Raw genomic sequence first — 25,379 nt, forward strand, 5'->3', positions numbered from 1 at the left:
CGCGTGACTTACTTGATTGCTTCGATCTCGTCGACGATCTGCTTCATTTGCGGGGTCTTTTCGTACTTCGCCCACACAGGCTGCATCACCTTCACGAAAGCCGCGCGGTCGATCTGCGAAGCCGCGATGACCGTTGCGCCACCCTTCGTGACGGCCTTCTGTGCGTCGGCTTCGCGCGCGGTCCACAGCTTCTGGTAGTACGGCACCGAGTCAGCCGCGGCCTTCTTGATGATCTGCTGCTCTTGCGGCGACAGCGTGTCCCACACCTTCTTCGAGAACACCAGCACTTCCGGCGTCATCGAATGCTGGGTCTCCGAGTAGACCTGAGCGACTTCGAAGTGCTTGGTTTCTTCGTACGACGGCAGGTTGTTTTCGGCGCCGTCGACGAGGCCGGTCTTCAGACCCGTATAGACTTCCGAGAACGGCATCGGGGTCGGCGTGCCGCCCATTGCCTTGATTTCGTCGACCATCAGGTCGGACGGCTGCACGCGGACCTTCAGCCCCTTCATGTCAGCCGGCGATTTGATCGCCTTCTTCGCGTACATCGAGCGTGCGCCGCTCTCGTAGAACGTCAGTGCGATCATGCCCTTCGCGGTGAAGGCGTCGAGGATCTTCTGGCCTTCCGGACCGTACATGACCTTGCGGAAATGGTCGACGTCGCGGAACAGGAACGGCAGCGACGGGATCATCGATTCCGGCACGATTTCGTTGAACGCAGCACCGTTGGCACGGGCCATGTCGAGCGCGCCGATACGGACCTGGTCGATCGTGTCGTTTTCCGAACCGAGCGCGCTGTTGCCGAACACCTTCACGGAGTCCTTGCCGCCGGTCGCCTTGCTGATCTCCTCGCCCATGTACCTCACGGCCATGTTGGTCGGGAAGGTGTCGCCGTGCACATCGGCGACGCGGAACACGCGCGCTTCAGCCGACATCGTGCTGAACGCCAACGCCGCGGCCGCGACGATCATCGAAACATGGGAAGAGGCAAACTTCTTGTTCATCGTGACATTCCTTGAAAAATGGACCATCCCAGCAACAGCGGATGTGACATGGTTTTGACGCGTCTCCGGCTTCACGCTCACTGCCTTCGCAGGTGCGGGCGTTGGCCGTACTGGCTGTGCGACTTCCCCGGCACAGTTGACCCAGCACTCCAGTCGACAACTCGACTACTTACTTCAATCACGCCGGCCGGCTTCGGATATGCATTCCGCATCGACCACAGCGGCACGAATGCCTTGAAAACCCACCGAATTGCACTGTCACACCAACACAGAAAGCCATTTGTTTGGGCTTATATGTTGTACGACAACATACGAAGTCTATAAAAGGGGTTTTATCTTGTACAGACGGTATTTACCCGCATCAAGAAAAGCACCGGTACGGATGACCGGCGTGGCATGCCACAAGGTCCCGCGCCGTCTGGCATTGGATGGGGACGGAATCGGTACAGTCTGCGGAGCTGTGGTATTTTTGCTGAAGAAATACGTGGCGGCGTGGTCTTCACACAACACGTTGTACGACGAGTGACAAATAAAGGGCCACACGAATGGTCCTGAAAAATGAAAACGCCGGGAGAAAAACTTCATCCCGGCGCATGCTTCATGCAAGCAACGTTACAGTTGCCCTGCGAATTCGGGCTCAGGCAGCCCGCTCACGCCGGGCCGCAGCGCGAACACGTGGCCGTCGTGCTCGCTCGCGCCGCTGGCGGGACGAATCGAGGTGACGAACAGCGTATCGAGATCGCGGCCGCCGAACGCGCACATGGCAGGCTTGATGGCCGGCACCGGAACCTGCCGGTCAAGCTTGCCCTGCGGCGTAAAACGCAGCAGCAGACCGGCGTCGTTCGCGCAGATCCAGTAGCAGCCGTCGGCATCGACCGCCGCGCCGTCCGGACGGCCCGAATAGCGATGCAGGTCGGCGAACACGCGGCGGTTGCGCGGCTCACCGGTGTCGACGTCGTAGTCGAACGCCCAGATCAGCCGGCGCAGCGGATGCGAGTCGGACAGATACATCGTCGTGCCGTCCGGCGACCAGCCCAGGCCGTTCTGCGTGATCAGCGAATCGACGACCGGCGCTGACAGCACGCCCTTCTCGTCGAAGCGGTACAGCGCGCCGCCCGGGATCGCCGCGGCCATGTCCATCACCATCGTGCCGGCCCAGAAACGCCCTTGCCGGTCGCAGCGGCCGTCGTTGAAACGCATTCCGACGTGCGGGAATTCAGGCGCCGCGAGCTTGCGCAGCGACGCTGTCAGCGGCTCGCCGCTCGCAACCTTCGACGCGTCCGCGAGCGAGACCGCGAACAACCCGGTCTCGCAGCCGGCGAGCACGGTGCCGGCGCGATCGAACGCGATACAGGCGACCTGTTCCGGCAGCAGCCATTCGGTGCGCTGGCCCGTCGCGAGCGAACCGCGCACGATCTTTTTCGCCGGAATGTCGACCCAGTACAGCGCCTGCTCGGCCGCGCGCCAGACCGGGCTTTCACCAGTGGCCGCGGGCAACGGACCGGCCGCTTCGAAGCGCTCCACTTGCGGATTCGCGCTCATTGCTTAGGCTCCCGCTTAGGCTCCCGCTTCGGCTCCATCGGACCGGCTAGCACGAACGGGCCGCCCTGGTACAGTTGGGTCGGGTCGTCGAAGCGCGTGTCGGGGGCGCTCGGCGGGAACAGGTGTTCGAACTGCGCCGAGCTGTCTTGCGGACGGTAGCCGAGAAACGCGGCGTTCGTGTTGTCGACCCACGAGACGCGGTTGTTCGACACGCCGTAGACGATCGCGTGACCGACGCGGTTCGTGAACATCGAGCAGCGCACGAGCTCGATGAAATCGCGGTAGCTCAGATACGTGACGAGCATGCGTGCGGTCTTCGGCTGCTCGAACGACGAGCCGATCCGCAAACACACGGTCTCGAGACCGAAGCGGTCGAAGTAGTAGCGCGACAGCGATTCGCCGAAACACTTCGTCACGCCGTACATGCCGTCCGGACGCAGCGGCACTTCGGTATCGAGAACCGACGTCACCGGATGGAAACCCACCGCGTGATTCGAGCTCGCGTAGATGATGCGCTTCACGCCATGCTTTTGCGCCGACGAGTACACGTTGTAGAGGCCGCGGATGTTCGCTTCGAGCAGGTCCTCGAACGGCGCTTCGACGGAGATGCCGCCGAGATGCACCACCGCGTCCACGCCTTCGAGCAGGGCGTGCACGGCTGCTTCATCGGCGAGATTGACGACGGCCGCTTCCTCGTGCGCGGCGACTTCGCCGAGCGCAGCGATATCGGACACGCGCACGATGTCGGCCCATTGCGCGAGCGCGGGACGCAGTTGCTTGCCGAGGTTGCCCGCGGCGCCGGTGAGCAGCAGACGGCGGAAGGGTTTCTTTGCCGCGGAGCGGTCAACGTTCAAATCGGTCATGTCTCTTGGATGTTGTGATTGCGAGCGGGTCTTCTGAATGGAAAAGCGAGCGCCGGCTGGACCGGCGCTCGCCTGAGTATTGACGGGGCACGGTGCCTGCTCAGGTCACCGGGGCCGGGTTGAACAGCGTCAACGCATTGTGCAGTCCGAGCTTCTCCGCGCAGGTTTCCTTGCGGCCGCTCGCGACTTCGAGCATCAGGCGGAACAGTTCCCAGCCCACCTCCTCGATGCTGGACTGGCCGGTCGCGATCGTGCCGGCGTTGATGTCCATCAGATCGTGCCAGCGACGCGCGAGGTCCGAACGCGTCGCGACCTTGATGACCGGTACTTCGGCGAGGCTGTACGGCGTGCCGCGGCCGGTCGTGAACACGTGCAGCGTGATGCCCGAGGCGACCTGCAGCGTGCCGCAGATGAAGTCGCTGGCCGGCGTCGCCGCGTAGATCAGGCCCTTCTGATTGACCTTCTCACCCGGCGACAGCACGCCGGAGATCGCCGAGTTGCCCGACTTGATGATCGAGCCCATCGCCTTTTCGACGATGTTCGACAGGCCGCCCTTTTTGTTGCCGGGCGTCGTGTTCGCGCTGCGGTCCGCGCCGCCGCGCTTCAGGTAATCGTCGTACCACTGCATCTCGCGGATGATCGCCTGTGCGACGTCCGCATTGGCCGCGCGCGCGGTCAGCTGATCGACGCCGTCGCGCACTTCGGTGACTTCCGAGAACATCACGGTCGCGCCGGCGCGCACCAGCAGGTCCGTTGCGAATCCGACGGCCGGGTTCGCGGTCAGGCCCGAGAACGCGTCGCTACCGCCGCACTGCACGCCGATCACCAGATCCGACGCCGGACAGGTTTCGCGCCGGCGGTTGTTCAGGCGCTTCAGATGCCCTTCGGCCATCCTCATGATCGACGTGATCATCGACTGGAAGCCGACGTGCGATTCGTCCTGCAGCACCACGACGTCGCCGTTCTGGTCTAGCGCGACATCACCGATGTCCGCGACATCGTCGACGACCGCGGCCGCCGCGATCGGAATCGTTCCCGGCGGCATCAGACGCTCGGGCTGCAGCTTCTCGCAGCCGAGGCTCACCATCATCACTTCGCCGCCGAAGTTCGGGTTCAGCGCGATGTTGCGCACGGTGCGGATCGGCACCATCGCGTCGGGCGCGTCGATCGCGACGCCGCAGCCGTAGGTGTGACCGAGGCTGACGACATCGTCGACATTCGGATATTTCGGCAGCAACTCGGCCTTGATGCGCGTGACCGCGTGTTGCACGACGTCGGCGACGCACTGCACGGTGGTCGTGATCGCGAGGATGTTGCGCGTGCCCACCGAGCCGTCCGAGTTACGGTAGCCCTCGAACGTATAGCCTTCGAGCGGCGGCATGTCCGGCGCTTTGGTGGTGGCGATCGGCAGGTCTTCGAGTCCCGGCGGGCTCGGCATGCGGATCACGTGTTCGTTGATCCAGCTGCCCTTCGGCAGCGGCTTCAGCGCATAACCGATCACGACGTTATAGCGGATGACCTCGTCGCCCTCGGCGAGATCGGCCACCGCGACCTTGTGGCCCTGCGGCACACGCTCGCGCAGCCTGAGGCCATCGGCGAATACCGCGCCCTCGCCCAGACCGCCGTCGTTGACGACGATCGCGACATTGTCATTGGGATGAACGCGGATGTAGAGCGGAGTTTGTTCCATTGATCGATCCTTGAGGCGTGATAGACCTGCTTCGCCAGAAATCATACGTCATCCTACAACGTGAAGTTTCGCCCGGATGTTCCGTATTTACCCTATAGCGTGAATTATGCCGTGAAAACCCCGTTGAGTTACCGGATTTGTTGTTGTACGATGACGTATAAGAAATCTGATTTCCAAAGATTTTCTACTAGTACGACGTCCGTTGTACTGGTTGGAACCAACAACGACCCAATCCGACGCCTGGATATTTTGATCATGACGACACCGCAGGAACTCAAGCAGATCGTTTCGGAAGGCCTCCTGTCCTTCCCCGTCACCGACTTCGACGCTAAAGGCGACTTCCGCGCCGACACCTACGCAGAGCGTCTCGAATGGCTCGCTCCGTACGGCGCATCGGCGCTGTTCGTCGCCGGCGGCACGGGCGAATTCTTCTCGCTGACGCAAGACGACTACACGCAAGTAGTCAAGACCGCGGTCGAGGTCTGTAAGGGCAAGGTACCGATCCTCGCCGGCGCCGGCGGCCCGACCCGCGTGGCGATCGCCTACGCGAAGGAAGCGCAGCGCCTCGGCGCGCACGGCATCCTGCTGATGCCGCACTACCTGACCGAAGCAAGCCAGGACGGTATCGCCGAGCACGCCGAAGAGGTCTGCAAGGCTGTTCCGGGCATGGGCATGATCATCTACAACCGCGCGAACTCGAAGCTCAACGCCGACATGCTCGAGCGTCTGGCAGACCGTTGCCCGAACCTGATCGGCTTCAAGGACGGCGTGGGCGAGATCGAAAACATGGTGACGATCCGCCGCCGCCTCGGCGAGCGCTTCTCGTACCTCGGCGGCCTGCCGACCGCGGAAGTCTACGCTGCAGCCTACAAGGCGCTGGGCGTGCCGGTGTACTCGTCGGCGGTGTTCAACTTCATTCCGAAGACCGCGATGGACTTCTACCGCGCGATCGCCGCTGACGACCACGCGACGGTCGGCAAGCTGATCGACGAATTCTTCCTGCCGTACCTGAAGATCCGCAACCGCCGCGCCGGCTACGCGGTCAGCATCGTCAAGGCTGGCGCGAAGCTGGTCGGCCACGACGCAGGTCCGGTGCGCGCACCGCTGACCGATCTGACGCCGGAAGAAATGGAGCAGCTCGACGCGCTGATCAAGAAGCTCGGACCGCAGTAAGGCACCGGCTCCGGGGTCTCGAGCGAGAAAGCTCGCGAGCCTCATCGATGAGGGCCGCCTGGACGGCCGCGTGGCGAACGCCCGGCACAGCAACGTCGCCGGGCGTTCGTGTGTTTGCCCGACAGGCAGGTGGTCTGCGGGCCACCCGGTGTGCAGACTACACCTCGCCAGACAATACAGGAGATGACCCATGGACTTGAGCCGCTCGGCCAGTTCCACCGACGCCGCTTCCAGCGCGGCACGCACCAAGGTCCGCTACGGGATCCTGCTGCTGATCTTTGTGATCACCACCCTCAACTACGCCGACCGCGCGACGCTGTCCGTCACCGGTTCCGCAATGCGCACCGCGTTCAGCCTCGACGCGATCCGCATGGGCTATATCTTTTCCGCATTCAGCTGGGCTTACGTGCTGTCGCAACTGCCGGCCGGCTGGCTGCTCGACCGTTTCGGCGCGCGCCGCGTGTACGCCGCGAGCATCTTCTCGTGGTCGCTATTCACGCTGCTGCAGAGCTCGGTCGGCCTGCTCGGCAGCGCCGGTGCGGCGATTACCGGCCTGTTTGCGTTGCGCTTCGTGATGGGCGCGGCCGAGTCGCCGGCGTTCCCGGCGAACGCGAAGGTCGTCGCGAGCTGGTTCCCGACCAACGAGCGCGGCACCGCGTCGGCGATCTTCAACGCCGCGCAATACTTCGCCGCGGTCGTGTTCACGCCGCTGATGGCGTGGCTCACGCACGCGTTCGGGTGGGAAATGGTCTACGTCGTACTAGGCGTGGCCGGGCTGCTGCTCGCGCTGACGTGGCTGAAGGTCATGAAGAATCCCGCCGACCATCCGCGCGTGTCGCGCGCCGAGCTCGAGTACATCGAGCAAGGTGGCGGCCTCGTCAGCGGTGCGCGCAAGACGCACCCGGACAATGTTTCGAAGGCTGGCGGCTGGACGCTCGTGCGTCAGTTGCTCAGCAACCGCATGCTGCTCGGCGTCTATCTCGCGCAGTACTGCATCAACGTGCTGACCTACTTCTTCCTGACATGGTTTCCGATCTACCTCGTGCAGGCGCGCGGCATGACGATCCTGCACGCGGGCCTCGTGGCCTCGCTGCCGGCGATCTGCGGCTTTCTCGGCGGGGTGCTCGGCGGCGTGCTGTCGGACGGAATGATCCGCCGCGGCTGTTCGCTGACCGTCGCGCGCAAGGTGCCGATCGTCGGCGGCATGCTGCTGTCGACCTGCATCATCGGCTGCAACTACGTGTCGACCGACTGGGTCGTCGTCGCGCTGATGTCGCTCGCGTTCTTCGGCAAGGGCATCGGCGCGCTCGGCTGGGCGGTCGTCGCCGATACCTCGCCGAAGGAAGCGCTCGGCTTGTCCGGCGGGATCTTCAACATGTTCGGCAACATCGCCGGCATCGTGACGCCGATCGTGATCGGCTATCTCGTCGCCCGCACGGGCTCGTTCAATGGCGCGCTGGTGTTCGTCGGCGCGAACGCGCTGCTGACCGTGATCAGCTATCTGGTGATCGTCAAGGATATCCGGCGGGTCGAGTTGCGCCCGGCGTGAGCCCGTTATAGGCTTGGTTATCGTCGCGGTTATCGTACTTCCGGCCGACCGACCCGGCGCCTCGCGCGATCTATCCGCGCCGAGGCGCCAAACTTCGGGCCTGCGCCGATATACGTGACATTTGCGCCGGAAACGATCCGGCGCTTATATAATCAGTCGTCAGACGACGATATAATAAAAATGCACGATTCCCAGCGATCTTTCAAACAAGGAGCGTTTTCGATGGCTACACCACTAGCATCCGCGGCACCGCCACGACGCGCTCGCAATCTTGCCGAGTTCGTCGTCAACTACGTCACCGAGCAGATCGCGGCCAACTTGCTGAAGCCGGGCGACAAACTCCCCACCGAATCGCAGCTGATGAGCACACTCAGCGTGAGCCGCACGGTGATTCGCGAGGCGATCTCGCGCCTGCAGGCAGGCAAGGTCATCGAGACGCGGCACGGCATCGGCAGCTTCGTGCTCGAACCGCAACGCGAAAAGCTCGGCATCGACATGGTGCCCGCCACCACGCTGCGCGACGTGCTGTGCATTCTGGAGCTGCGCATCAGCCTCGAAACCGAATGTGCCGGTCTCGCCGCGCAACGCGCGAAACCGGACGACCTCGCGCGCATGCGCACCGCGCTCGACGCGATCGAGGCCACGCGCCACAACGGGCTCGACAGCGTGCAGGCCGACCTGCAGTTCCACATCTCGGTCGCACGCGCAACCGGCAACCGCTATTTCGTCGACATCCTGTCGCAAATGGGCAGCGCGCTGATTCCGCGCAACCGGCTCGACTCGGCCGGCATCGCGCGCGCCGATCCTGATGCGTATCTGTCGCTCGTGAACCTCGAGCATGAAAGCATCCTCGAGGCGATCAGCCGGCACGACGCCGAAGGCGCACGCGCCGCGATGCGCATGCATCTGTCGAATAGCCGCGAGCGGCTGCGTCGCGCGAATGAAGTGAGCGAAGCGAACAGCTGATTCTCACGAAGCTCGCGGGCGAAAAAAATGGCCGGGATCTCCCGGCCATTTTTTTATCTTGCGATTGCGTCCGCCCTTCCCTTCGATCCGCGCCCGGCCGACCGGCCCGGGCGCGCATCCGTTCAGGACGGCGTCACGCGATTAACCGCGCGTGAGTTCGCCATCGCGACGACGCCACAGTTCCAGCGGATTGCCGTCGGCCAGCGTTTCCGGCAGCAGCTCGGCCGGGAAGTCCTGGTAACAGACCGGGCGCAGGAAGCGGTCGATCGACGTGGTGCCGACCGAGGTCGCTCGGCTATCCGACGTTGCCGGGAACGGGCCGCCGTGGACCATCGCGTGGCACACTTCGACGCCGGTCGGGAAGCCGTTGACCAGAATCCGGCCGGCCTTGCGCTCGAGAATCGGCACCAGCTTCTTCGCAGCCGCCACGTCGGCGCTGTCCATCTGCAGCGTCGCAGTCAGCTGGCCGGCGAAGTGTTCGGCGACCTTCAGCATTTCCTGCTCGTCCTTGCAGCGGATGATCGTCGACACTGGGCCGAACACTTCGTCTTCGAGCGCCGGGTTCGCGAGGAACGTCTGCGCGTCGGTCACGAACAGCGCCGCGCAAGCCTGGGTCGGGCCGGTCGCGGCGACGCCGCGTGCCACGACTTCGACGCCCTTCGTTGCGGCCAGCTTGCCTTCGCCGTCTTCATACGCGGCGTGAATGCCCGAGGTCAGCATGGTCTGCGCCGGCTTCGCCGCGAGCGCTTCCGATGCCGTCGCGACGAAGCCCTTCAGCGCGTCGCTGTCGATCGCGATGGCGAGGCCCGGGTTGGTGCAGAACTGGCCCGCGCCGAGCACGAGCGAGTCGACGAAACCGCGCGCGATGCTGTCGCCGCGTGCCGCAAGAGCGTTGGGCAGCAGGAACACCGGGTTGATGCTGCTCATTTCCGCGTACACCGGGATCGGCTCCGGACGCGCCGCCGCGACGCGCATCAGCGAAGTGCCGCCCGCGCGCGAACCGGTGAAGCCGACCGCCTTGATGGCCGGGTGCGCAACCAGTGCCTCGCCGACCGAGTTACCCGCGCCGACGATCATCGAGAACACGCCTTCGGGCAGATCCATTTCCTGCGCGACGCGCTGGATCACGCGACCGACCAGCTCCGACGTGCCGAGGTGAGCGCGATGCGCCTTCACGACGACCGGGCAGCCAGCAGCCAGCGCCGCGGCGGTGTCGCCACCCGCTACCGAGAACGCGAGCGGGAAGTTGCTCGCGCCGAACACCGCGACCGGACCGAGCGCGATCTTCTGCATGCGCAGATCCGAGCGCGGCAACGGCTTGCGCTCCGGCAGCGGCGAATCGAGCGTAGCGTTGAGCCACTGGCCCGCGCGCACAGTCTGCGCGAACAGCTTCAACTGGCCGGTGGTGCGGCCGCGCTCGCCTTCCAGACGCGCCTTCGGCAGTCCCGATTCAGCCTGCGCGCGCTCGATCAGCTCGTCGCCGAGCGCGGTGATGCCGTCAGCGATACGGTCCAGGAACTCGGCGCGCACCGCGAGCGGCAGTTGACGGTAGGCGTCGAATGCCTGTTGCGCGAGCGTGCAGGCCTGCTCGACGTTCTCGACGGTGCCGCTGCCGAACACCGGCTCGGCAATCTCCGAACCCGTGGCAGGATTGAACGCGCGCAGCGGTTTTTCTTCGCCGCGCACGGCTTTGCGACCGATCAGCATTTCGCCGGTAATAGGCATTTTCGACTTTCCTTTAATGAAGGCTAAAGATATAGGTCATCCTACAACATCGCGGGGGCCCTATGCAACCCGAAACACGTGCCTGACAGGGGCATACGGGTATACTCGCCCATTACAACCGGGCCGTGCGGTGCTAATCTGCAGCTAGTCATACGACGACTTATAACTCGCATTTCGCGGTTTAGCATTGTCGCAGCTTTTCCCGATCCATCGCCGTTCGAGGAGACACCGCATGCCCGCCGTCACGCCTTACGAATCCTTGCCCAACCGCTTCCGGCGCGCGGTGCGCGAGGGAAAGACCCAGATCGGTTGCTGGGCGTCGCTCGCCAGCCCGATCGCCACTGAACTGCTGGGCACGGTCGGCTTCGACTGGATGCTGCTGGACGCCGAACACGCGCCCAACGACGTGCTCACGCTGATCCCGCAGTTGATGGCGCTCAAGGACAGCGGCAGCGCACCGGTCGTCCGACCACCGGCCAACGACAGCGTCGTGATCAAACGTTTTCTCGACAGCGGCTTCTCGAACTTCCTCGTGCCCTTCGTCGACAGCGCCGACGACGCCGCCCGCGCGGTCGCGTCGACACGCTATCCGCCGCAGGGCATTCGCGGCGTATCGGTCGGTCATCGCGGCAATCGCTACGGCACCGTGTCCGACTACTTCGCGATCGCCAACGACAACGTCTGCGTGATCCCGCAGATCGAAAGCCGCAAGGCGGTCGAGAATATCGACAGCATCCTCGCGGTGGACGGCATCGACGCGGTCTTCATCGGTCCGTCCGACCTCGCGGCGTCGTATGGCCACCTCGGCAATGCGAGCCATCCGGACGTGCAGCAGGCGATCGCGCATGTGTTCGCGCGCGCGCAGGCGGCCGGCAAGTCGAGCGGCATTCTCGCGCCGCTGCAGGCCGACGCGGAACGGTATCTGTCGATGGGCGCGCGCGTCGTCGCGGTCTGCGCGGATCTCGGGTTGCTCAAGGGCGCCGCGCAGGCGGCACAGAAACACTTCATGCAGAAACCGGCGGGCGAAGCTTGAACGCGGCCGCCACGACATCTTCGGAGCATTCCATGCAAAAAGCAGGCTTTATCGGACTCGGCATCATGGGCAAGCCCATGGCCGCCAACCTTCTGAAAAACGGCGTGTCGCTCGCCGCCTTTACGCGTAGCGGCGTGCCCACCGAGCTCACGCAGGCCGGCGCCCTCGCATGCGACAACCCCGCCGCGGTCGCCGCCAACGCGGACGTGATCTTCATCATGGTGCCTGACACGCCGGACGTCGAACGCGTGCTGTTCGGCGAGAACGGCCTCGCGAGCGCGCTGCGCGCCGGCCAGACGGTCGTCGACATGAGCTCGATCTCGCCGATGGCGACCCGCGATTTCGCGGCGCGCGTGCGCGAATCCGGCGCCGATTATCTCGACGCGCCGGTGTCCGGCGGCGAAGTCGGCGCGAAGGCCGGCTCGCTGACCATCATGGTCGGGGGCGAACAGGCCACGTTCGACAGCGTGAAGCCCCTGTTCGACATGATGGGCAAGAACGTCACGCTGATCGGCGCGGTCGGCGCGGGCCAGGTGTGCAAGGTCGCCAACCAGGTGATCGTCGCGGCGACCATCGAGGCGGTCGGCGAAGCGCTGCTGCTCGCGTCGAAGGCGGGTGTCGATGCGGCGCGCGTGCGTGAAGCGCTGATGGGCGGCTTCGCATCGTCGCGCATTCTCGAAGTGCATGGCGAGCGCATGACCAGGCGCACGTTCGATCCGGGCTTCCGCATCGAACTGCACCAGAAGGACCTGAACCTCGCGCTGTCGACCGCGCAGGCGCTCGGCGTGTCGCTGCCGAACACCGCCACCTGCCAGGCGCTGTTCAACGCGTGCGTCGCGCACGGCGGCAAGGCGTGGGACCACTCGGCGATGGTGCGCGCGCTCGAAGTGCTCGCGAATCACGAGATCGGTCAGAAGAGCGCGTAAGCGCGCTGTTGCACGGCGCCACTTCACAGTTGCGATCGGGTTTTCCGTCTGTCCGCATGTGACCGATGGCCGGCTCGATCGCAATTCGTCGTCTGATCGGGAGCGATGCTCATTTCGCGGCATCGCTCTGAATTGCCGCCTGATCCAGCGCTTCGGACCAGCGTAGGACCATCAACGCGTGAGCATGGCTCGCGACCTTTAGTCTCCCCTCAGTAACGGCAGTTGCTTTCGCAATTCCATTGCGAGCTACTCGCCGATCTTACGTCTGTGCGCAGCACACGGCTTAGGTAGTGGCCGCGCTGCCATGGCATTCGCCTCCATGCCCTTGCGCCATCCAATCCGACTAATGTCCGATCGGGCGAACCATCGGGGACGCAAGAATCATCCTTCGCCCATTCCCTCTCTCGGTACCCGGCAAACTGGCGACATGCCCTACGCACGAAGCGACTGGCCGCATTTCGGAGATGATTTTCTGGTACGAACACCTTCTGAAGCGTGTCGGGGCTGGACTGTTCGGAGATACGCGCCAAATTTCCCCCATATGCCTGAACGGAGCGAATCGCGACAATGGAGTTGTCGTCCGCACCCGGGACATCGACGCAGATCAGGCGGCAACACTCGGCTGATCGGTCAGTTGGTATGGCTTCTCGCGGACATGCGCACCCGACGATACGCCATCCATGCCAGCCGTTGGTCTGACGGGTTGGCTTGCCCACACACCGCACCGGCCCGTCGACGTTGAACTTGGTGGCTGGCGGGAGCAGATGTTCGTCTGGCTATCGGGAGACCTGGTGACATCGGCTTGGGCATGGTCACGCATAGCGCTATTCATGCAAGCCAAAGGAAAATATCTGCTGAACGGACGACTCGCACGCCCTTCTGATCTGGCGCAGTTGCGTTGGCATCCGGACAAGCTTACAAAGGCATAGCTGGCGTACTCGGCCGCTATGCCAACCGAATGCGGTGCATACGTGACCCGTGATGCCCTTGGCCGATCGATACGGCGGGATCTGTAGGAACGCGTTTTTCAAACACCTCGTTAAGCACTGCTTCGGCCAATACAGGTCGTTGCGCAGCTTCCGGTGGTGGGTCAAGATCACGGATAGACTACCGTCGTCGTCCCGTCTTCGACCAGCTCCGTCAAGCGCCCTCGCGCCGACGATGGGCTTAGTCTGGCAGTTGCGCTAGCACGACCCTGCACGTTTCGTGATTTGCCGGCGCGCTGCGCATTTCGTCTGCCCGTCCGCAAGCGAGGCTCGACGCCGTCTGACGTCTCACAGCACGATCATCCATCACAGCCCATTTTTCACACGCCATTCTCCATCGATCATCACGTGATGCGGCCGCCGTGCCGCGATCAGATCGAGCTCGGTCCGCAGCACGCTCGCTGCCGTATCCATAGTCTCGCGCCACCCGGCAGATCCGTGCCCGGTCTATGCTGTACCGGACGTCGCGTCCAAGCCACTGTGCCGCCAGATGTGCGGCATCCGCCTTCCACGCTGCGACGGCCCTGGGGCTCGTCCGGCACGCTACGATATTGCCGAAATCCTCCCCTACCAATTCGACAACGAGATACCCAAGCTGTCGTGTCGCGAGACCGGACATCGACGATCATCGCCTGACAGCCCAGATCGCCTTCCGTACCCACCGAGGTGAAAATAACGGCGTAGTACCGAACCGCGCCTGTTTCCGCAAACGACATGGCACATCCAGTCAGGCCGCGATCTGGGCGACCATCCCGCTGACGATTCGGCAGAACCCGTCGGGCTCCTCGAGCATCATCATGTGGCCGACTTCCGGCTGGACCACGTAGGACAGCGCCGCAGCGTGCGCCCAGTCCGGCGCGTCCCATCCAGCCGCCGACCTTTCGCCAGCGAGCATGAAGAGGGGAGTGCCCCGCTCGACGACCATGCGAATGCGCGAAAGGAAATCGGGCGCGCCGGTTTCCGCCACCACCGCGCGCGCCATTGCCTGAATCGTTTCGCGCGGTTGGTTCGCGAGTGCGGTGCGTGCCCACTTGAGACGCTGCTGCGTGACGGCAATGCCGCCGTTCTTCAGCCAGCCCTCCGGATCGGCGACGAGGCGCGCGTGCTCTGCCTGCCACGCGGTGGCGTCCAGACCGGCGATTTTCCGACACCAGAATGCGTCGTTGAGCGTGAAATTCCCTTCGACATTTATCACCCCGCACACAAGGTCGGGCGCGGACGCGGCAACGAGCATTGCGACTGCGCCGCCTACACTGTGTCCAAGCAGGACACTCGGCGCGCCGACGTGCTCTTGCACATAGCGGATCACATGCGCCGCCTGGCCTGCCAGTGTGATCGGCTCGACCGCGCTGTCTTTCAGCGCGCCGTAGCCAACCAGATCGGGGGTATGAACATCGACGGCGGCAATGCGCCGGTTCGGCGCATAGAAGCTTTGTGACCCAAACAGGCCGTGAATCATGACCAGCGGCATAGCTTTACTCATGGTGTTTCACCTGGCAATGGGAATGCAGCAATGTCCCCTGCAACGCCGACGACGTTGTCCACTTCAGCGGCTATAAGCCGATTCGCGCACGGCGCCGATGTCCCGCACTGCGTTCCACGTCATGCTCGCCACGTAGAACACGACGAACGCAAGCGCCGCGACGAATAAACCGTACCCCTGCGCGACCCAACTGCCCGCGAAGCCAGCGACGATCATTCCAAGATAGACGCTCGCGTACTGGAACGTGGCGACGAGCGCCATATGCTCGGGCGGTGTCGCTGCGACGACGTCCGCCTGATGCTTGAAGAACAGCACCTCCCAGAAAAACATGTAGACGAAATAGAGCGTGTAGCTGACCGTCACGTCCCGGAACGCCGCTGATCCCGCCATCGCGCCGAGACATATCACGTTCATCGCGAGCATGGCCACCTTGCCGGGAGTGACACCACGCCGGCTCGCGAACGCAAAGAGCAATGCCGCGATCAGCGCTGACGTTGCGCTGACGATCTGCAGATAGCCGACATAAGTCTGCGACAGGCCAAGCACCGACGATGGCAGCGTCACCCGCGACACGTTGAAGAAGCCCTGGTAGACCGACACCAACAGGAAGAACGCGAAGAAGTGACGCTGCAACGCGGGCGATGTCCGCAGCACCTGCACAAGCGTACCGAAGGCGCTGGCCGACACAGCGGGGGTAGGCTGGGCCGGCGCGCCGGGCAACAACACCGCCGCCAGTGCGCCTAGACCATATGCCGCGATCGTGATCGCTCCCGCCATCTCCGACGTGATTTCGCTCTTGTAAAACGACAACGCGACACCCGCAATCGCGCCTGCGATGAACTGCGCGGTCAGCGTGATCGGCAATGCATAACGAATGTCGTCGGTCGAGAAATAGCGTTTGATCGCGACGGTTCGCGCGATTCGCTGCGTCGCGTCGAGGAAACCGATCGCTAGGGTGCCGACAACCGCCGCAGCGACAAAGTGATCGACCAGCGCGTAGGTCGCCGCCGCGACCAGCACGCCCGCGAGGTTGAACCAGACGAGGATAGCCTTCGGGGAGTGCCGGCCTGCTGCCGCGTTGATGACAAGACACAGCAAGACCGGAATCACCATTGGTGCCAGAAGAACCGCCTCGGACAGCAACATCGAGCCGGTCTTCTGATACACAAAGTACGACAGATAGACATAACTAAAGACGCTCGCCGCGATGGACGAAAGATTGACAATCCAGAGCAGCAGGCTGACTCGCGAGCGGGTCGGGTTCATTGTGTGGATTCTCCGCTCGGTGCTCACGTGTGGTCGGCCAGGCGCGCCTCGAGCCCGTCGATCAGGCTATAGGCTGCACGTTTGAGATCGGCCGGCGTGGCGCTGACGAGGAACGCCTGTCCGGCATAGTTCAGCAATCCGCCTGCACCGTCGTAGGGCGTCATGCGGCTGCCCGGTTCCACCGACTGAGCGGCTTCTATTCTCACGTTGGCGCGCTCGTCGACGAGTGCGCGCCAGTCCACCTGTTCCGGCTTGAAGGTCTTCGCGCCACGCCATGGCGTGCCATTGCTGTCGCAGCCGATCAGCGCGACTGACGCCGCCGCGCAGCGCGGCGGGTTCTGCTCGAATGAAGGAATTGGCCCCCGCTCGCCGAGCATGACGTCGAGGAACAGGTTGATGTAATCGATGCCGAACACCTCATCCACTTCCTTTGCGATCGCGACGCCGCCCATCCGCGCCGCAGTTTCGAGGAACGATACACCGCCGTTCGCCATCAGCTTCATCTCAGTGTGCGTCGCGCAGTTCTCGAAACCGAGCGCGTCGACCGCAGTCCGGACCAGCGCGACGATCTGCTCCTTCCTGTCGCGACTCAGCACGCATGGCGCTACGTTTCCCAGTTCGGTGAACGGCTCGATGGTACGCAGACGGCCTGTCATCGCAAGCGGAAAATACTCGCCGTCGCGCACCAGCCCCTCAACGCTGAGATAATCGCCGTATCCGTCTTCGGCGTACCACGACTCGGTAGTCGACTCGATGATCTCCTCAGCGACCAATTGCGGAAAGCCGGACTGCTCCGAGAACTCATGCTTTCCGGCGCGACGCGCCGCTTCGGTGGCCTCGAGCAGACGCGCGACGGCGCTGTCGAGTTCATACATGCCATGGACGATTTGCTGGCCGATCGAACCTGCGCCATAGGCGAGCTTGATTAGCACCGGAAAGCGCAATTCCGCGACCCGATGCAGGTCATCGTGCCGCCGGATCGCGCGGAACGCCGGCTGCGGCAAACCCGCTTCCTGCCAGCGCTGGCGCATCAGTGTTTTGTTGCGCGCGAGGTTGATATTCGGGCCTACGCCGCGCACGCCCAGTTGCACCGCGAGCTCCGACACGGACTTTAGCAGGAACTCGGAAAACGTGAACACGACGTCCGGCTTCAGCGCATGCGCGATTTCGGCAACGCGCGCGAAACCGTCGTCCGGCCGCAGCCCGCTGAAATCGTGCAGCATGGCGCTGTGCTTGCACAGGATCTCGTGGTTGTAGGAGGACGGCTTGCTGACGATGCAGGTATGCACGTCGCCGCGGCTCGCGACTTTCGGGAAGAAGTAATCGAGCGGCGGCCCAGCCGGCGCGTATACGTAGAGAATCTTCTTGGTCATGGTTGCGGAATGCCTCAGGCAAAACGTATGCGATTCGGGAACCCGGTCGGGCGACCGTCTGGCCGCCCGATGGGAGCTTACTTGCGGGTCACACAGAACCGCTCGTCGTAGACGAAGCCGTCGATCCCCGTGGTTTTGCAGTACTGGTAGAGGTCGCTCGTGCGGTTGATGAAGCCAGTGCCGTTGAAGTTCAGCGACGTGTTGCACAGCACGCCCGAACCGGTCTGAGCACGGAACTGCGTGAGCAGCTCGTGCATCCGTGGGTTCTGCTGCGCGTTCACGGTCTGCGCACGCGCGGTGCCGTCGACGTGCGTGATAGCAGCTAGTTCGGGATTGCGCACTTTCTGAAAGTACAGCATGTGCGGCGAAGGACCAGTCCAGTCAAAGTGACGCGACACCTCTTCTTCCAGGCAGATCGGTGCCACGGGACGGAACCCTTCGCGCTTCTTGATGCGGTTCAGGCGATCGCAAGTCGATCGCGCGAACGGCGCGGCGAGAATCGAGCGGTTGCCGAGCGCGCGAGGGCCGATCTCGCACCGTCCCTGGGTCCACGCGACGATGTTGTCCTGTGCGAGAAAGCCGGCGACGTGCCCAAGATCCAGCGGATAGGTATCGACGTCCGGCATGTCCGGCTGATCATCAATGAACGCACGGTCGCTATAGACGGACCACTCAAGCTTCGCGCGGCCTGTGAACTCCCTCATCGCGTCGACGGCGGTGCCGATCGCGGAGCCCGTGTCGTTCGTGCACGGTGGTACAAATACGTCCTCGAACAGTCCGCTGCTGCGCCACATCGTGTTCCAGTCGCAATTGAGCCCGCATCCTCCGGAAATCAACAGCGGATAGCCATCGGTCAGATGCTCTTTCGCGTACAAATAGAAGCGGTTGAAGATCTCATCAGAGTAACGTCGCGAGCCGGGTGAAATCCGGATGCTGCAAGCCGATGTTGTAATACTTCGATTTGCGTAGATCGTCCTTCGACAGCGTCGCGAGGATGCTGTCGCGCTCCAGCAGGAAATCTGTGATCTCGCGCTCATCGGGCGTCATTTCGCCAGATTTCCCGTACGCACACAGCGCCATCAGTTTGCCCGGGTCCTCGTTGCGCAGCTTGCCCTTCGGCAACGTGAACGTGGGGTCCGCGAGCGCGTACAGAAACGCGTACTTGTTGCCCGGCGTGATCATTACGCGGCCGACGTGATGCACGTCCAGCTTTTCGTCGACCAGATAGAAGTCGCCGAGCGCGCCTTCCCATGCGAGTACATAGCACGGCTTGCCCTGCTCGAAAGGCGACAGGCCATACGCGCACCAGATGTGCGAGCGTTCATGGCTGCTGGTGAAATAGTTTACATTCGCACCGAACATCGTCGTACGGTGATGTTGGACCGCTCCGCTGCCGTGTCCGTAGTAGCCGGCGCCGATGGGCGCGTTCGCGGCCATCGAGCCCTTGCCCCAACCGCTCACGGCAAATACATCCGGCATCGCGCCAAGTTGCTCGGCAGCAAACACGAACTGCGACGGATTGAAAACCTCATAGCGCGGAAAGCTGTCCTTCTCCGGCTCGAACGACCATTCCAGCTTGCCGCTCGCAGCATCGACCAGCGCGATGGCGCCATCATGGCCTGGCTTCATAGCAAAAATCTTCACGGGACTCCTGTCCTTGTTGAGATGGGGCGCTCACTGTCCCCGGATGAAATGAGCATCGCGGCGCCCCGTCGGTCGCGGAGGCGCCTCGCCAGCCTGTTCTGTGCGCTCAGCGAAGCGGATAGATCGAACTTTCCTGCTTCTTCTTTCTCTTCCGGAACAGCTTGCGGAACAACGCGGCAATGATCGCGAGCGGGCCAGCTTTCTTCGTCTGCTGTTTCATGAATTCCTCCAGTTGCAACTTCAGGCAAGCCGTTAAAGCACCTTGTTGGCGATCAGGCGCGCTACTTCGTCGTAGCCTTTGTCGTTGAAATGCACGCGGTCGACGAACAGGTAGTCGTCGATGACCGGCGAGTCGCGCAGCAGCACGTTCATGTCCGCAAAACCGATCTTCCGCGTCTCGCAGACCTCGTGTATGCCGTCGGCAAACGGGGCGTGAATCTCCTTGCCGAGGATCCTCGCAAAGAGTCGCCAGAAATTGTTCGGGCAACTGTCAATCGCGTGAAAGATGTCCGCCTCGTCCAACGTCAGGTGATCACGGGTCCAGGACGACATCGGTTGTAAAACGAAACTCAGCTTCGTGCCCGTTCCGGCCAGTAACTGCTGCCACTGCTTCATCGCGTTCGACACGACCCAAGCCGCACGTTTGACCCGCGCATCGGTGTCGGTACCGTCGTCGGTGATCACGACGTCCGCAGGGTTGTCCTCCGACAGCAACCGGTTGATATATCGGGAGATGAAGTTCTTCTCGCGGCCGTCCAGCGTCGACGCGTAAGTTCGCGCGCGCCGTTTCAGGTCATCGTTGTACCGGTTCATGTAGTGCTGGTACTCGAACGAGTAGTAGTAACGTCCGTGGTCGGTGGCGAGTTCGTCGGGCTGCCCTTCGAGCGCGAGTGTATTGATGCCGCTCAACACCACGATGTGATTGATCTGCTCGAAGCGGTGCTGATGCATCATGTACATCAGCACCTCCTGGACCGCGTTATAGCCCCGTCCGCTGAAATTCAACCATGGCTCGCCGGTCCACGCCGCGAGCCGTGAGGCGACGGTATGCGAATCTGCCGTCGCGCCCGTGCCCAGCGCGGTAGAGCCACCGACCAGCAGGTTGACCGATCGCCCCTTCGATAGATTGGCCACACTCACATCGCAGACGTCGCCGAATGTGCTGAGCCGGAAGCCCAGATCGTCCGTGTTGATCACGTCGGACCGGTAGTTCTTGTGATGAAAGAACATCGTGTACGGCAACCAGCGCACGCCGAGATACATAAACTCGTCATACTCGCGGATCTGCGGCGTCAACCGGTACACCTCGCGAACCGCCTCATCGTGCGTCAATACGCGCCTGTCCATTCAGCCTCCTCGTCTCGATGTCAGGAATTGCGGCTCGTGAACTGCCTTACGCTGCCTTGGTGAAGGCGCGCACCGTTCGTCCGGGCGGTCGGAAACAGATGAAAGTAGGTTGACGCCCGTTCGTGCTTGCGCAAACGGAGCTTGTCCGAGACCAGCCGCGAACATGCTCCGACCGGAACGACGAAGATAAAAAACGACAACGTGAAAACGACAAGCAACACAACTCTGAAGACCATTTTCATGGACGACCCGAAGAATAAAAGTGTGTGAATACAGGGCGACGATGCCCCGGTTCAGTCAAGTGCGAATTCGGTGCGCCAGTCGCCCTCCTCCACTAGGTCCGGCTGATCGACCTTGCGCAGCACGTAGTTGCCCACCACGAGGTAATCCATCTGGGTGCGCATGAAGCAAAGATAAGCATTCGACGGTGTCTCGACGATCGGCTCCCCGCGCACGTTGAACGACGTGTTGACGAGGACCGGACAGTTCGTTTGTTGATGGAACGCTTCGAGAAGCTGCCTGAAGCGTGGATTCGCGTCCTTGCCCACCGTCTGAACGCGCGCCGAGAAATCGACGTGCGTGACGGCGGGAATCGACGAGCGCACGCAGTTAAGCAGATCAATGCCAGTCAGCGTTTGCTGCGCCGCGCTGACCGGCTTGCGATGCGTGGGCTGGACATCGACGACGAACAACATGTACGGGCTCGCGCTGTCCAGACTGAACCACTCTTTCGCGTGTTCCTCCAGCACGGCCGGCGCGAACGGCCGGAACGACTCGCGGTTCTTGATTTTGAGATTCATCACGCTTTGCATCGTCTGGTTGCGCGGATCGCCGAGAATCGAGCGCGCGCCCAGTGCCCGCGGCCCAAATTCCATGCGGCCCTGAAACCAGCCGACCACATTGCCCTCCGCGAGCAATCCGGCGACATGAGCCGGCAGAGCTTCGTCGGAGAGCCGCTCGAACACCGCACCGTGGCCGTTGAGAACGACCTCGATCTCCGCATTGCTATAGGACGTGCCGAGCAACGTCGCTTTCATCCGGTCCGTCGATCCGAGCGTACGAGCGTGCCCCATCTGCACATGCCAGCCCGCAAGCGCCGCGCCAAGCGCGCCACCTGCATCGCCGGCGGCGGGCTGCACCCAGATTCGGTCGAAGACCTGCGCTTCGAGCAGCTTGCCGTTCGCGACGCAATTCAGCGCGACGCCGCCCGCAAGACACAGATTGCGCTGGCCCGTCTGCTTGCGTATCGTGCGGCCGATGCGCAACATCGCTTCCTCGAGCACGCGCTGCACCGACGCGGCGAGGTCGAACTCACGCTTCGTGATGCGGCTCTCGGATTCGCGGCGAGGCCCGCCGAATAGCGTCGCGAACTCGTCGGTGACCATGCAGTTGCCGACTGCGTAGTCAAAGTACTTCATGTTCAGCCAGAAACTGCCGTCCGGCTTCAGGTCGATCAGGTTGTCGAGGATCATGTCGTAGTAGACTGGCTTTCCATACGGCGCGAGCCCCATCAACTTGTATTCGCCCGAATCGACCTTAAACCCACAGAAGTAGGTCATCGCCGAGTACAACAGGCCGAGCGAATGGGGAAAGCGGATCTCCCAGACCGGGTGCAGTGTGTTCCGCTCACCAACCCACGCGCTGGTGGTCGCCCATTCGCCGACGCCGTCCACGCACAGCACGGCTGCTTCCGGGAACGGACCGGGGAAGAACGCCGCCGATGCATGCGACACATGGTGATCGATGTAATGGACCGCGGGAATACGCGAGGACGTCCCAAAGCCGTTCTCAAGTTCCCGGCGAATCAGCTGTTTGACGAATACCTTGCCGGTAAGCCAGTCCGGCACGTCCAAAATGAACGACCCGAAGCCGCGCGTACCGAAGGCGAAGTAGGTCGACACTATGCGACCAAGCTTCTTGACCGGATTCTCGTAGTAGAAGATCGCAGAGACATCCGCGAGCGTGACGCCGGCCTCGCGCAGACAGTAGCGCAGCGCATTCAGCGGAAAGCCCGGATCGTGCCGGATCCGGGTGAAGCGCTCCTCCTGCGCCGCGGCGACGATCTCGCCGTCGCGGACAATCGCAGCCGCGCTATCGTGATAACCGAACGAAACGCCAATGACATATGAACTCACTCTCAGATCCCTTTTTCAATGTGCGGCGCGTGAATCGTCAAACGGTATACGTCGGCTTCGCGAACACTTCCTTCCAGCTGCGTCGCGGAATCGCGAGCGCACGGAAGCCGGTCCATACACGTCGCCACTGCGTGCTCGATGCTGCCAGGCTGGCCGTGGCCAGCGCTGCGTCCATATATAGTTCGATCGCTTGTAGTGCCATGGCGGAGTGCCCGGTGGAAACGTTGTCGATCGTGTTGTGCAGATCGACGAAGCGGGTATCGAACTGGTAGTGGCGAAGTTCGTCGCGCGCGGTGCGGTACGCGCCTCCAACTCCCGACAGCTCCATCGCCAGATTCAGCCCGAGCGTTTCCGGCAAAAAGCGGCGTGGAAACTGAGAGATCGACAGCCAGAACGCGGGCACTTCGAAAGCAGCCTCGCTGAACAGCTCGCTCATTGCGAATGCGCGGCTCCTGAAATCAGGCAGATCGATACCCATCTGCCGCATCAAGTCGCGATAAATATTCGGATGATTCAGTTGCGTGTCGCCGTTGCCGATCTCGTCAGAAAAGATCTTGTAGAGCAACGTGCCGATGCCAGTCTCCACATGCCCGGCGTTGGTCCAACGCTGCACCCAGCCGCCGTCGACAAAGATCATCGGGCAGAGCTGTACGGCCTCCTCAACCACCTGTTCGCGCGGCTTGTGGATGTCCTGTCCGGGGCCTGCATACGACTGCGCCTGATGAAGCGCCCGGTCCTCGAACCAATGCCGCAGACGTTCATGCGTGTAGTCCGCGAATGGCAGCGCATCCGGACCGCGTTCGGCGATCCCGGCTGCACGCGCGAGCCAAGTTTCCGCGAATGCTCGAGCGTCGTCGAAGACTGTCGAGTTGTTCTCGTGATTAAGCAGCCGGTGATACAGCTCGCGCGGACCCACCTTCCCACTCGCGGCGCGCACGGGTTCCCTTTCGGCGATGCGATGCTCGCGCGGCACAGATTGGGCGTATGGAGTTGATGTCGTAACTCGCGAGCTATTCGTGGAGGGCCCTGCCGACGCGCCGACAGGCAGCGATGCGATCCACGCGCGCATCACATCAAGTTCTTCGCCGGAAAACACACGAAACATCGGGCCGCCAAATGCGACCAGCCTGGTCAGCAACAGGCTCTGTTCGGGATGGCCGCGCACAATCCAGCGCGAGTGTGCGAGATCGCGGACAAAATGCTCGGGATCCTGCACTACGTAGTCGTCGAATGGACGATCCGCGAGTTTGAGCCGATTGTGGTAACCCACCGCGAAGCGGGATTTTCGGCGGATCAGTTCGACCATCGCGACCGTCGGATCGAGCAGACGCTCGCGCACGTGGCGAGCGATTGCGGCGTGCCACGCGCCCTGCAGATGCATCGACATGCGGTGTCCGCGTTCGATGCGCGCCACCGCGGCTGACGAGTCGATGCCCGGCTCGCCGAGCATCCGGCCTATCGCATGCTCGATGTGGCGTTGCGCGGCCTGCCTGGATGCATCATGCCGCGCCGTTAGGTACGGGTGTCCACGTGTGGCGTCGCAGGCGCGTAGCAATGCGTCGACGACCGGCGAAATCGGGACTTGCAACTCAAACAGCGCCGCGCCGAGAATTTCAGGACCATATGCGCTGGGGCTCAGCGACAACGCCAGCCAGCAAGCCGCTAGGTCCGTCGATGTCGACAGCAGTTCGGCCTGCTCCGCGAACATCGGCGAATCGATCGTCGGCAGATACTGGCCGGTATGTTCGAGCAATTGACGGTAAAGGCAAGCATGATTGCGCGCGAGGGAAAAATCGCCGGCATGCCACAGGTGCGCCGCATGCGCATGCGCAGGCAACGGCTCATGACAGTTTGCTACGTGCACCACGTTCTGCAGCACGCAGCCCGGTGCGAGTCCCACTGGCGCATATTGCGCTGAGACGAAGCGAACAGTAGCAGACGTGCACGCGATCGGATGGCGGGCCAGTTGATCGGACTGCCAGTGCGCAGCGCGCGCGTTCAGCCGCGCGATCAGATCGCTTGCATTTACGCAGGGAATTGTTGTGTCGCGAGAACCGGACCGCAGCGCTGCATCGTCATCCTCAAAAATCGATTCGATATATGCTTTTGCTGCGCCGCGCACCTCGATATGCGCCTGCTCCAGATTTACTATTTGATAATAGAGGCGTGCACTCATCATATTTCCATTTTATCGCAAACGAGCTTGTTATTTATCAAGCTTTCACGCAACAAAAAGACCACTTCGATTTTATCGATGCCCTGTTAAATTGAAATGTGCCAGGTTCATTCAAATCAAAAGGAAATATCCATCCCGCCTAACCGACGATTCTCGGGTGCCATCAACACAATCAATCCATGAATGCAGCAAACCCGCTAAACGGATGAACATCGCAGAATTCGTCACCCTCACTAAACGCGGGATTAACACCTGCCGTGGAGATACTTGCTAAATCCAGCTCTGATTCCACTGGGGATCCGCCTCCAGCGTCCACTCGATTATTGGATCGAAAAAACTTGCTTTCTACGAAGTGCTCGGGACAACCCACAAGCTGCTTTGCAAAATTCACATTCTTCTCCATCGCCTTAGAGCGTGTTAGGCACTTTTCATAATCGGTGCAGCATGAACGAGCATAAGCATGGCGAAGACGACGAAGTGCAGGCCTGCCAGGGTTTCGGG

General features: G+C 62.4%; 17 protein-coding genes and 2 pseudogenes. 6 read left to right on the forward strand and 13 right to left on the reverse strand.

Annotation, left to right across the window (positions count from 1 at the left end; all coding sequences use genetic code 11):
• Nucleotides 1-8 precede the first annotated feature (8 nt).
• The 4 genes from HDG33_RS23670 to garD all read right to left on the reverse strand — a co-directional run bounded on the left by HDG33_RS23670 (nucleotide 9) and on the right by garD (nucleotide 5,096).
• Nucleotides 9-1,001 carry a TRAP transporter substrate-binding protein gene (locus HDG33_RS23670; protein ID WP_184034191.1) on the reverse strand — a complete coding sequence of 331 codons (993 nt, stop codon included), beginning with the start codon at nucleotides 999-1,001 and terminating at the stop codon, nucleotides 9-11.
• A gap of 612 nt (nucleotides 1,002-1,613) precedes the next feature.
• Nucleotides 1,614-2,543, reverse strand: coding sequence for an SMP-30/gluconolactonase/LRE family protein (locus HDG33_RS23675; RefSeq protein WP_184034194.1), 930 nt, complete (start codon nucleotides 2,541-2,543; stop codon nucleotides 1,614-1,616).
• Nucleotides 2,540-3,406 (reverse strand): NAD(P)-dependent oxidoreductase, encoded by an 867-nt coding sequence (locus tag HDG33_RS23680; RefSeq protein WP_184034197.1) that lies wholly within the window; start codon nucleotides 3,404-3,406, stop codon nucleotides 2,540-2,542. The genes HDG33_RS23675 and HDG33_RS23680 overlap by 4 nt, the downstream gene beginning before the upstream one ends.
• A gap of 100 nt (nucleotides 3,407-3,506) precedes the next feature.
• On the reverse strand, nucleotides 3,507-5,096 hold the full coding sequence (garD, locus tag HDG33_RS23685) for a galactarate dehydratase (RefSeq protein WP_090806085.1): 1,590 nt from the start codon (nucleotides 5,094-5,096) through the stop codon (nucleotides 3,507-3,509).
• A 255-nt stretch (nucleotides 5,097-5,351) separates the two neighbouring features.
• Between garD and kdgD the strand changes: the two genes are divergently transcribed.
• The 3 genes from kdgD (at nucleotide 5,352) to HDG33_RS23700 (ending at nucleotide 8,784) form a co-directional block, all read left to right on the forward strand.
• The gene (gene kdgD, locus HDG33_RS23690) at nucleotides 5,352-6,269 is read left to right on the forward strand and encodes a 5-dehydro-4-deoxyglucarate dehydratase (RefSeq protein WP_090806087.1); all 918 of its coding nucleotides are present in this window, start codon (nucleotides 5,352-5,354) and stop codon (nucleotides 6,267-6,269) included.
• 190 nt (nucleotides 6,270-6,459) lie between these two features.
• Entirely contained in the window at nucleotides 6,460-7,818 is a 1,359-nt protein-coding gene (locus tag HDG33_RS23695) for an MFS transporter (protein WP_184034200.1), read from the forward strand.
• 222 nt (nucleotides 7,819-8,040) lie between these two features.
• Entirely contained in the window at nucleotides 8,041-8,784 is a 744-nt protein-coding gene (locus tag HDG33_RS23700; protein ID WP_090806091.1) for a FadR/GntR family transcriptional regulator, read from the forward strand.
• A gap of 141 nt (nucleotides 8,785-8,925) precedes the next feature.
• On the opposite strand, the gene HDG33_RS23705 is transcribed toward HDG33_RS23700, so the two are convergent.
• Complete coding sequence (locus HDG33_RS23705) at nucleotides 8,926-10,509, reverse strand: aldehyde dehydrogenase (NADP(+)) (protein ID WP_184034202.1); 1,584 nt, start codon at nucleotides 10,507-10,509, stop codon at nucleotides 8,926-8,928.
• A gap of 232 nt (nucleotides 10,510-10,741) precedes the next feature.
• Between HDG33_RS23705 and garL the strand changes: the two genes are divergently transcribed.
• Complete coding sequence (gene garL / locus HDG33_RS23710; protein WP_184034205.1) at nucleotides 10,742-11,542, forward strand: 2-dehydro-3-deoxyglucarate aldolase; 801 nt, start codon at nucleotides 10,742-10,744, stop codon at nucleotides 11,540-11,542.
• Complete coding sequence (locus tag HDG33_RS23715; protein WP_260330574.1) at nucleotides 11,539-12,468, forward strand: 2-hydroxy-3-oxopropionate reductase; 930 nt, start codon at nucleotides 11,539-11,541, stop codon at nucleotides 12,466-12,468. The genes garL and HDG33_RS23715 overlap by 4 nt, the downstream gene beginning before the upstream one ends.
• A 1,713-nt stretch (nucleotides 12,469-14,181) precedes the next feature.
• Here the strand turns inward: HDG33_RS23715 and HDG33_RS23720 are convergent.
• The 7 genes and pseudogenes from HDG33_RS23720 to HDG33_RS38110 all read right to left on the reverse strand — a co-directional run bounded on the left by HDG33_RS23720 (nucleotide 14,182) and on the right by HDG33_RS38110 (nucleotide 24,602).
• Nucleotides 14,182-14,925, reverse strand: coding sequence for an alpha/beta fold hydrolase (locus tag HDG33_RS23720; protein WP_260330575.1), 744 nt, complete (start codon nucleotides 14,923-14,925; stop codon nucleotides 14,182-14,184).
• A 75-nt stretch (nucleotides 14,926-15,000) separates the two neighbouring features.
• Nucleotides 15,001-16,203 carry a hypothetical protein gene (locus HDG33_RS23725; RefSeq protein WP_184034215.1) on the reverse strand — a complete coding sequence of 401 codons (1,203 nt, stop codon included), beginning with the start codon at nucleotides 16,201-16,203 and terminating at the stop codon, nucleotides 15,001-15,003.
• Nucleotides 16,204-16,226: 23 nt separating this feature from the next.
• Nucleotides 16,227-17,576 carry an acetyl-CoA carboxylase biotin carboxylase subunit family protein gene (locus HDG33_RS23730; protein ID WP_184034218.1) on the reverse strand — a complete coding sequence of 450 codons (1,350 nt, stop codon included), beginning with the start codon at nucleotides 17,574-17,576 and terminating at the stop codon, nucleotides 16,227-16,229.
• Between the two features lie 77 nt (nucleotides 17,577-17,653).
• Nucleotides 17,654-19,205 (reverse strand): annotated as a pseudogene (locus tag HDG33_RS23735) (carbamoyltransferase C-terminal domain-containing protein).
• Between the two features lie 267 nt (nucleotides 19,206-19,472).
• Nucleotides 19,473-20,567, reverse strand: a complete 1,095-nt coding sequence (locus HDG33_RS23740; protein WP_184034221.1) for an SGNH/GDSL hydrolase family protein — start codon at nucleotides 20,565-20,567, stop codon at nucleotides 19,473-19,475.
• 293 nt (nucleotides 20,568-20,860) lie between these two features.
• Nucleotides 20,861-22,702, reverse strand: coding sequence for a carbamoyltransferase (locus tag HDG33_RS23745; protein WP_184034223.1), 1,842 nt, complete (start codon nucleotides 22,700-22,702; stop codon nucleotides 20,861-20,863).
• A 37-nt stretch (nucleotides 22,703-22,739) separates the two neighbouring features.
• On the reverse strand, nucleotides 22,740-24,602 hold the full coding sequence (locus tag HDG33_RS38110) for an iron-containing redox enzyme family protein (RefSeq protein ID WP_184034226.1): 1,863 nt from the start codon (nucleotides 24,600-24,602) through the stop codon (nucleotides 22,740-22,742).
• 200 nt (nucleotides 24,603-24,802) lie between these two features.
• Here HDG33_RS38110 and HDG33_RS23755 point away from each other — a divergent pair, with 200 nt between their 5' ends.
• Nucleotides 24,803-24,973, forward strand: a complete 171-nt coding sequence (locus HDG33_RS23755; RefSeq protein ID WP_184034229.1) for a hypothetical protein — start codon at nucleotides 24,803-24,805, stop codon at nucleotides 24,971-24,973.
• Between the two features lie 322 nt (nucleotides 24,974-25,295).
• Here the strand turns inward: HDG33_RS23755 and HDG33_RS37575 are convergent.
• Nucleotides 25,296-25,379, reverse strand: a pseudogene (locus HDG33_RS37575) (IS5/IS1182 family transposase); the annotation flags it as partial.

Origin of the sequence: Paraburkholderia sp. Cpub6, from assembly GCF_014201065.1 — a bacterium.
Classification (GTDB): Bacteria; Pseudomonadota; Gammaproteobacteria; order Burkholderiales; family Burkholderiaceae; genus Paraburkholderia; species Paraburkholderia tuberum.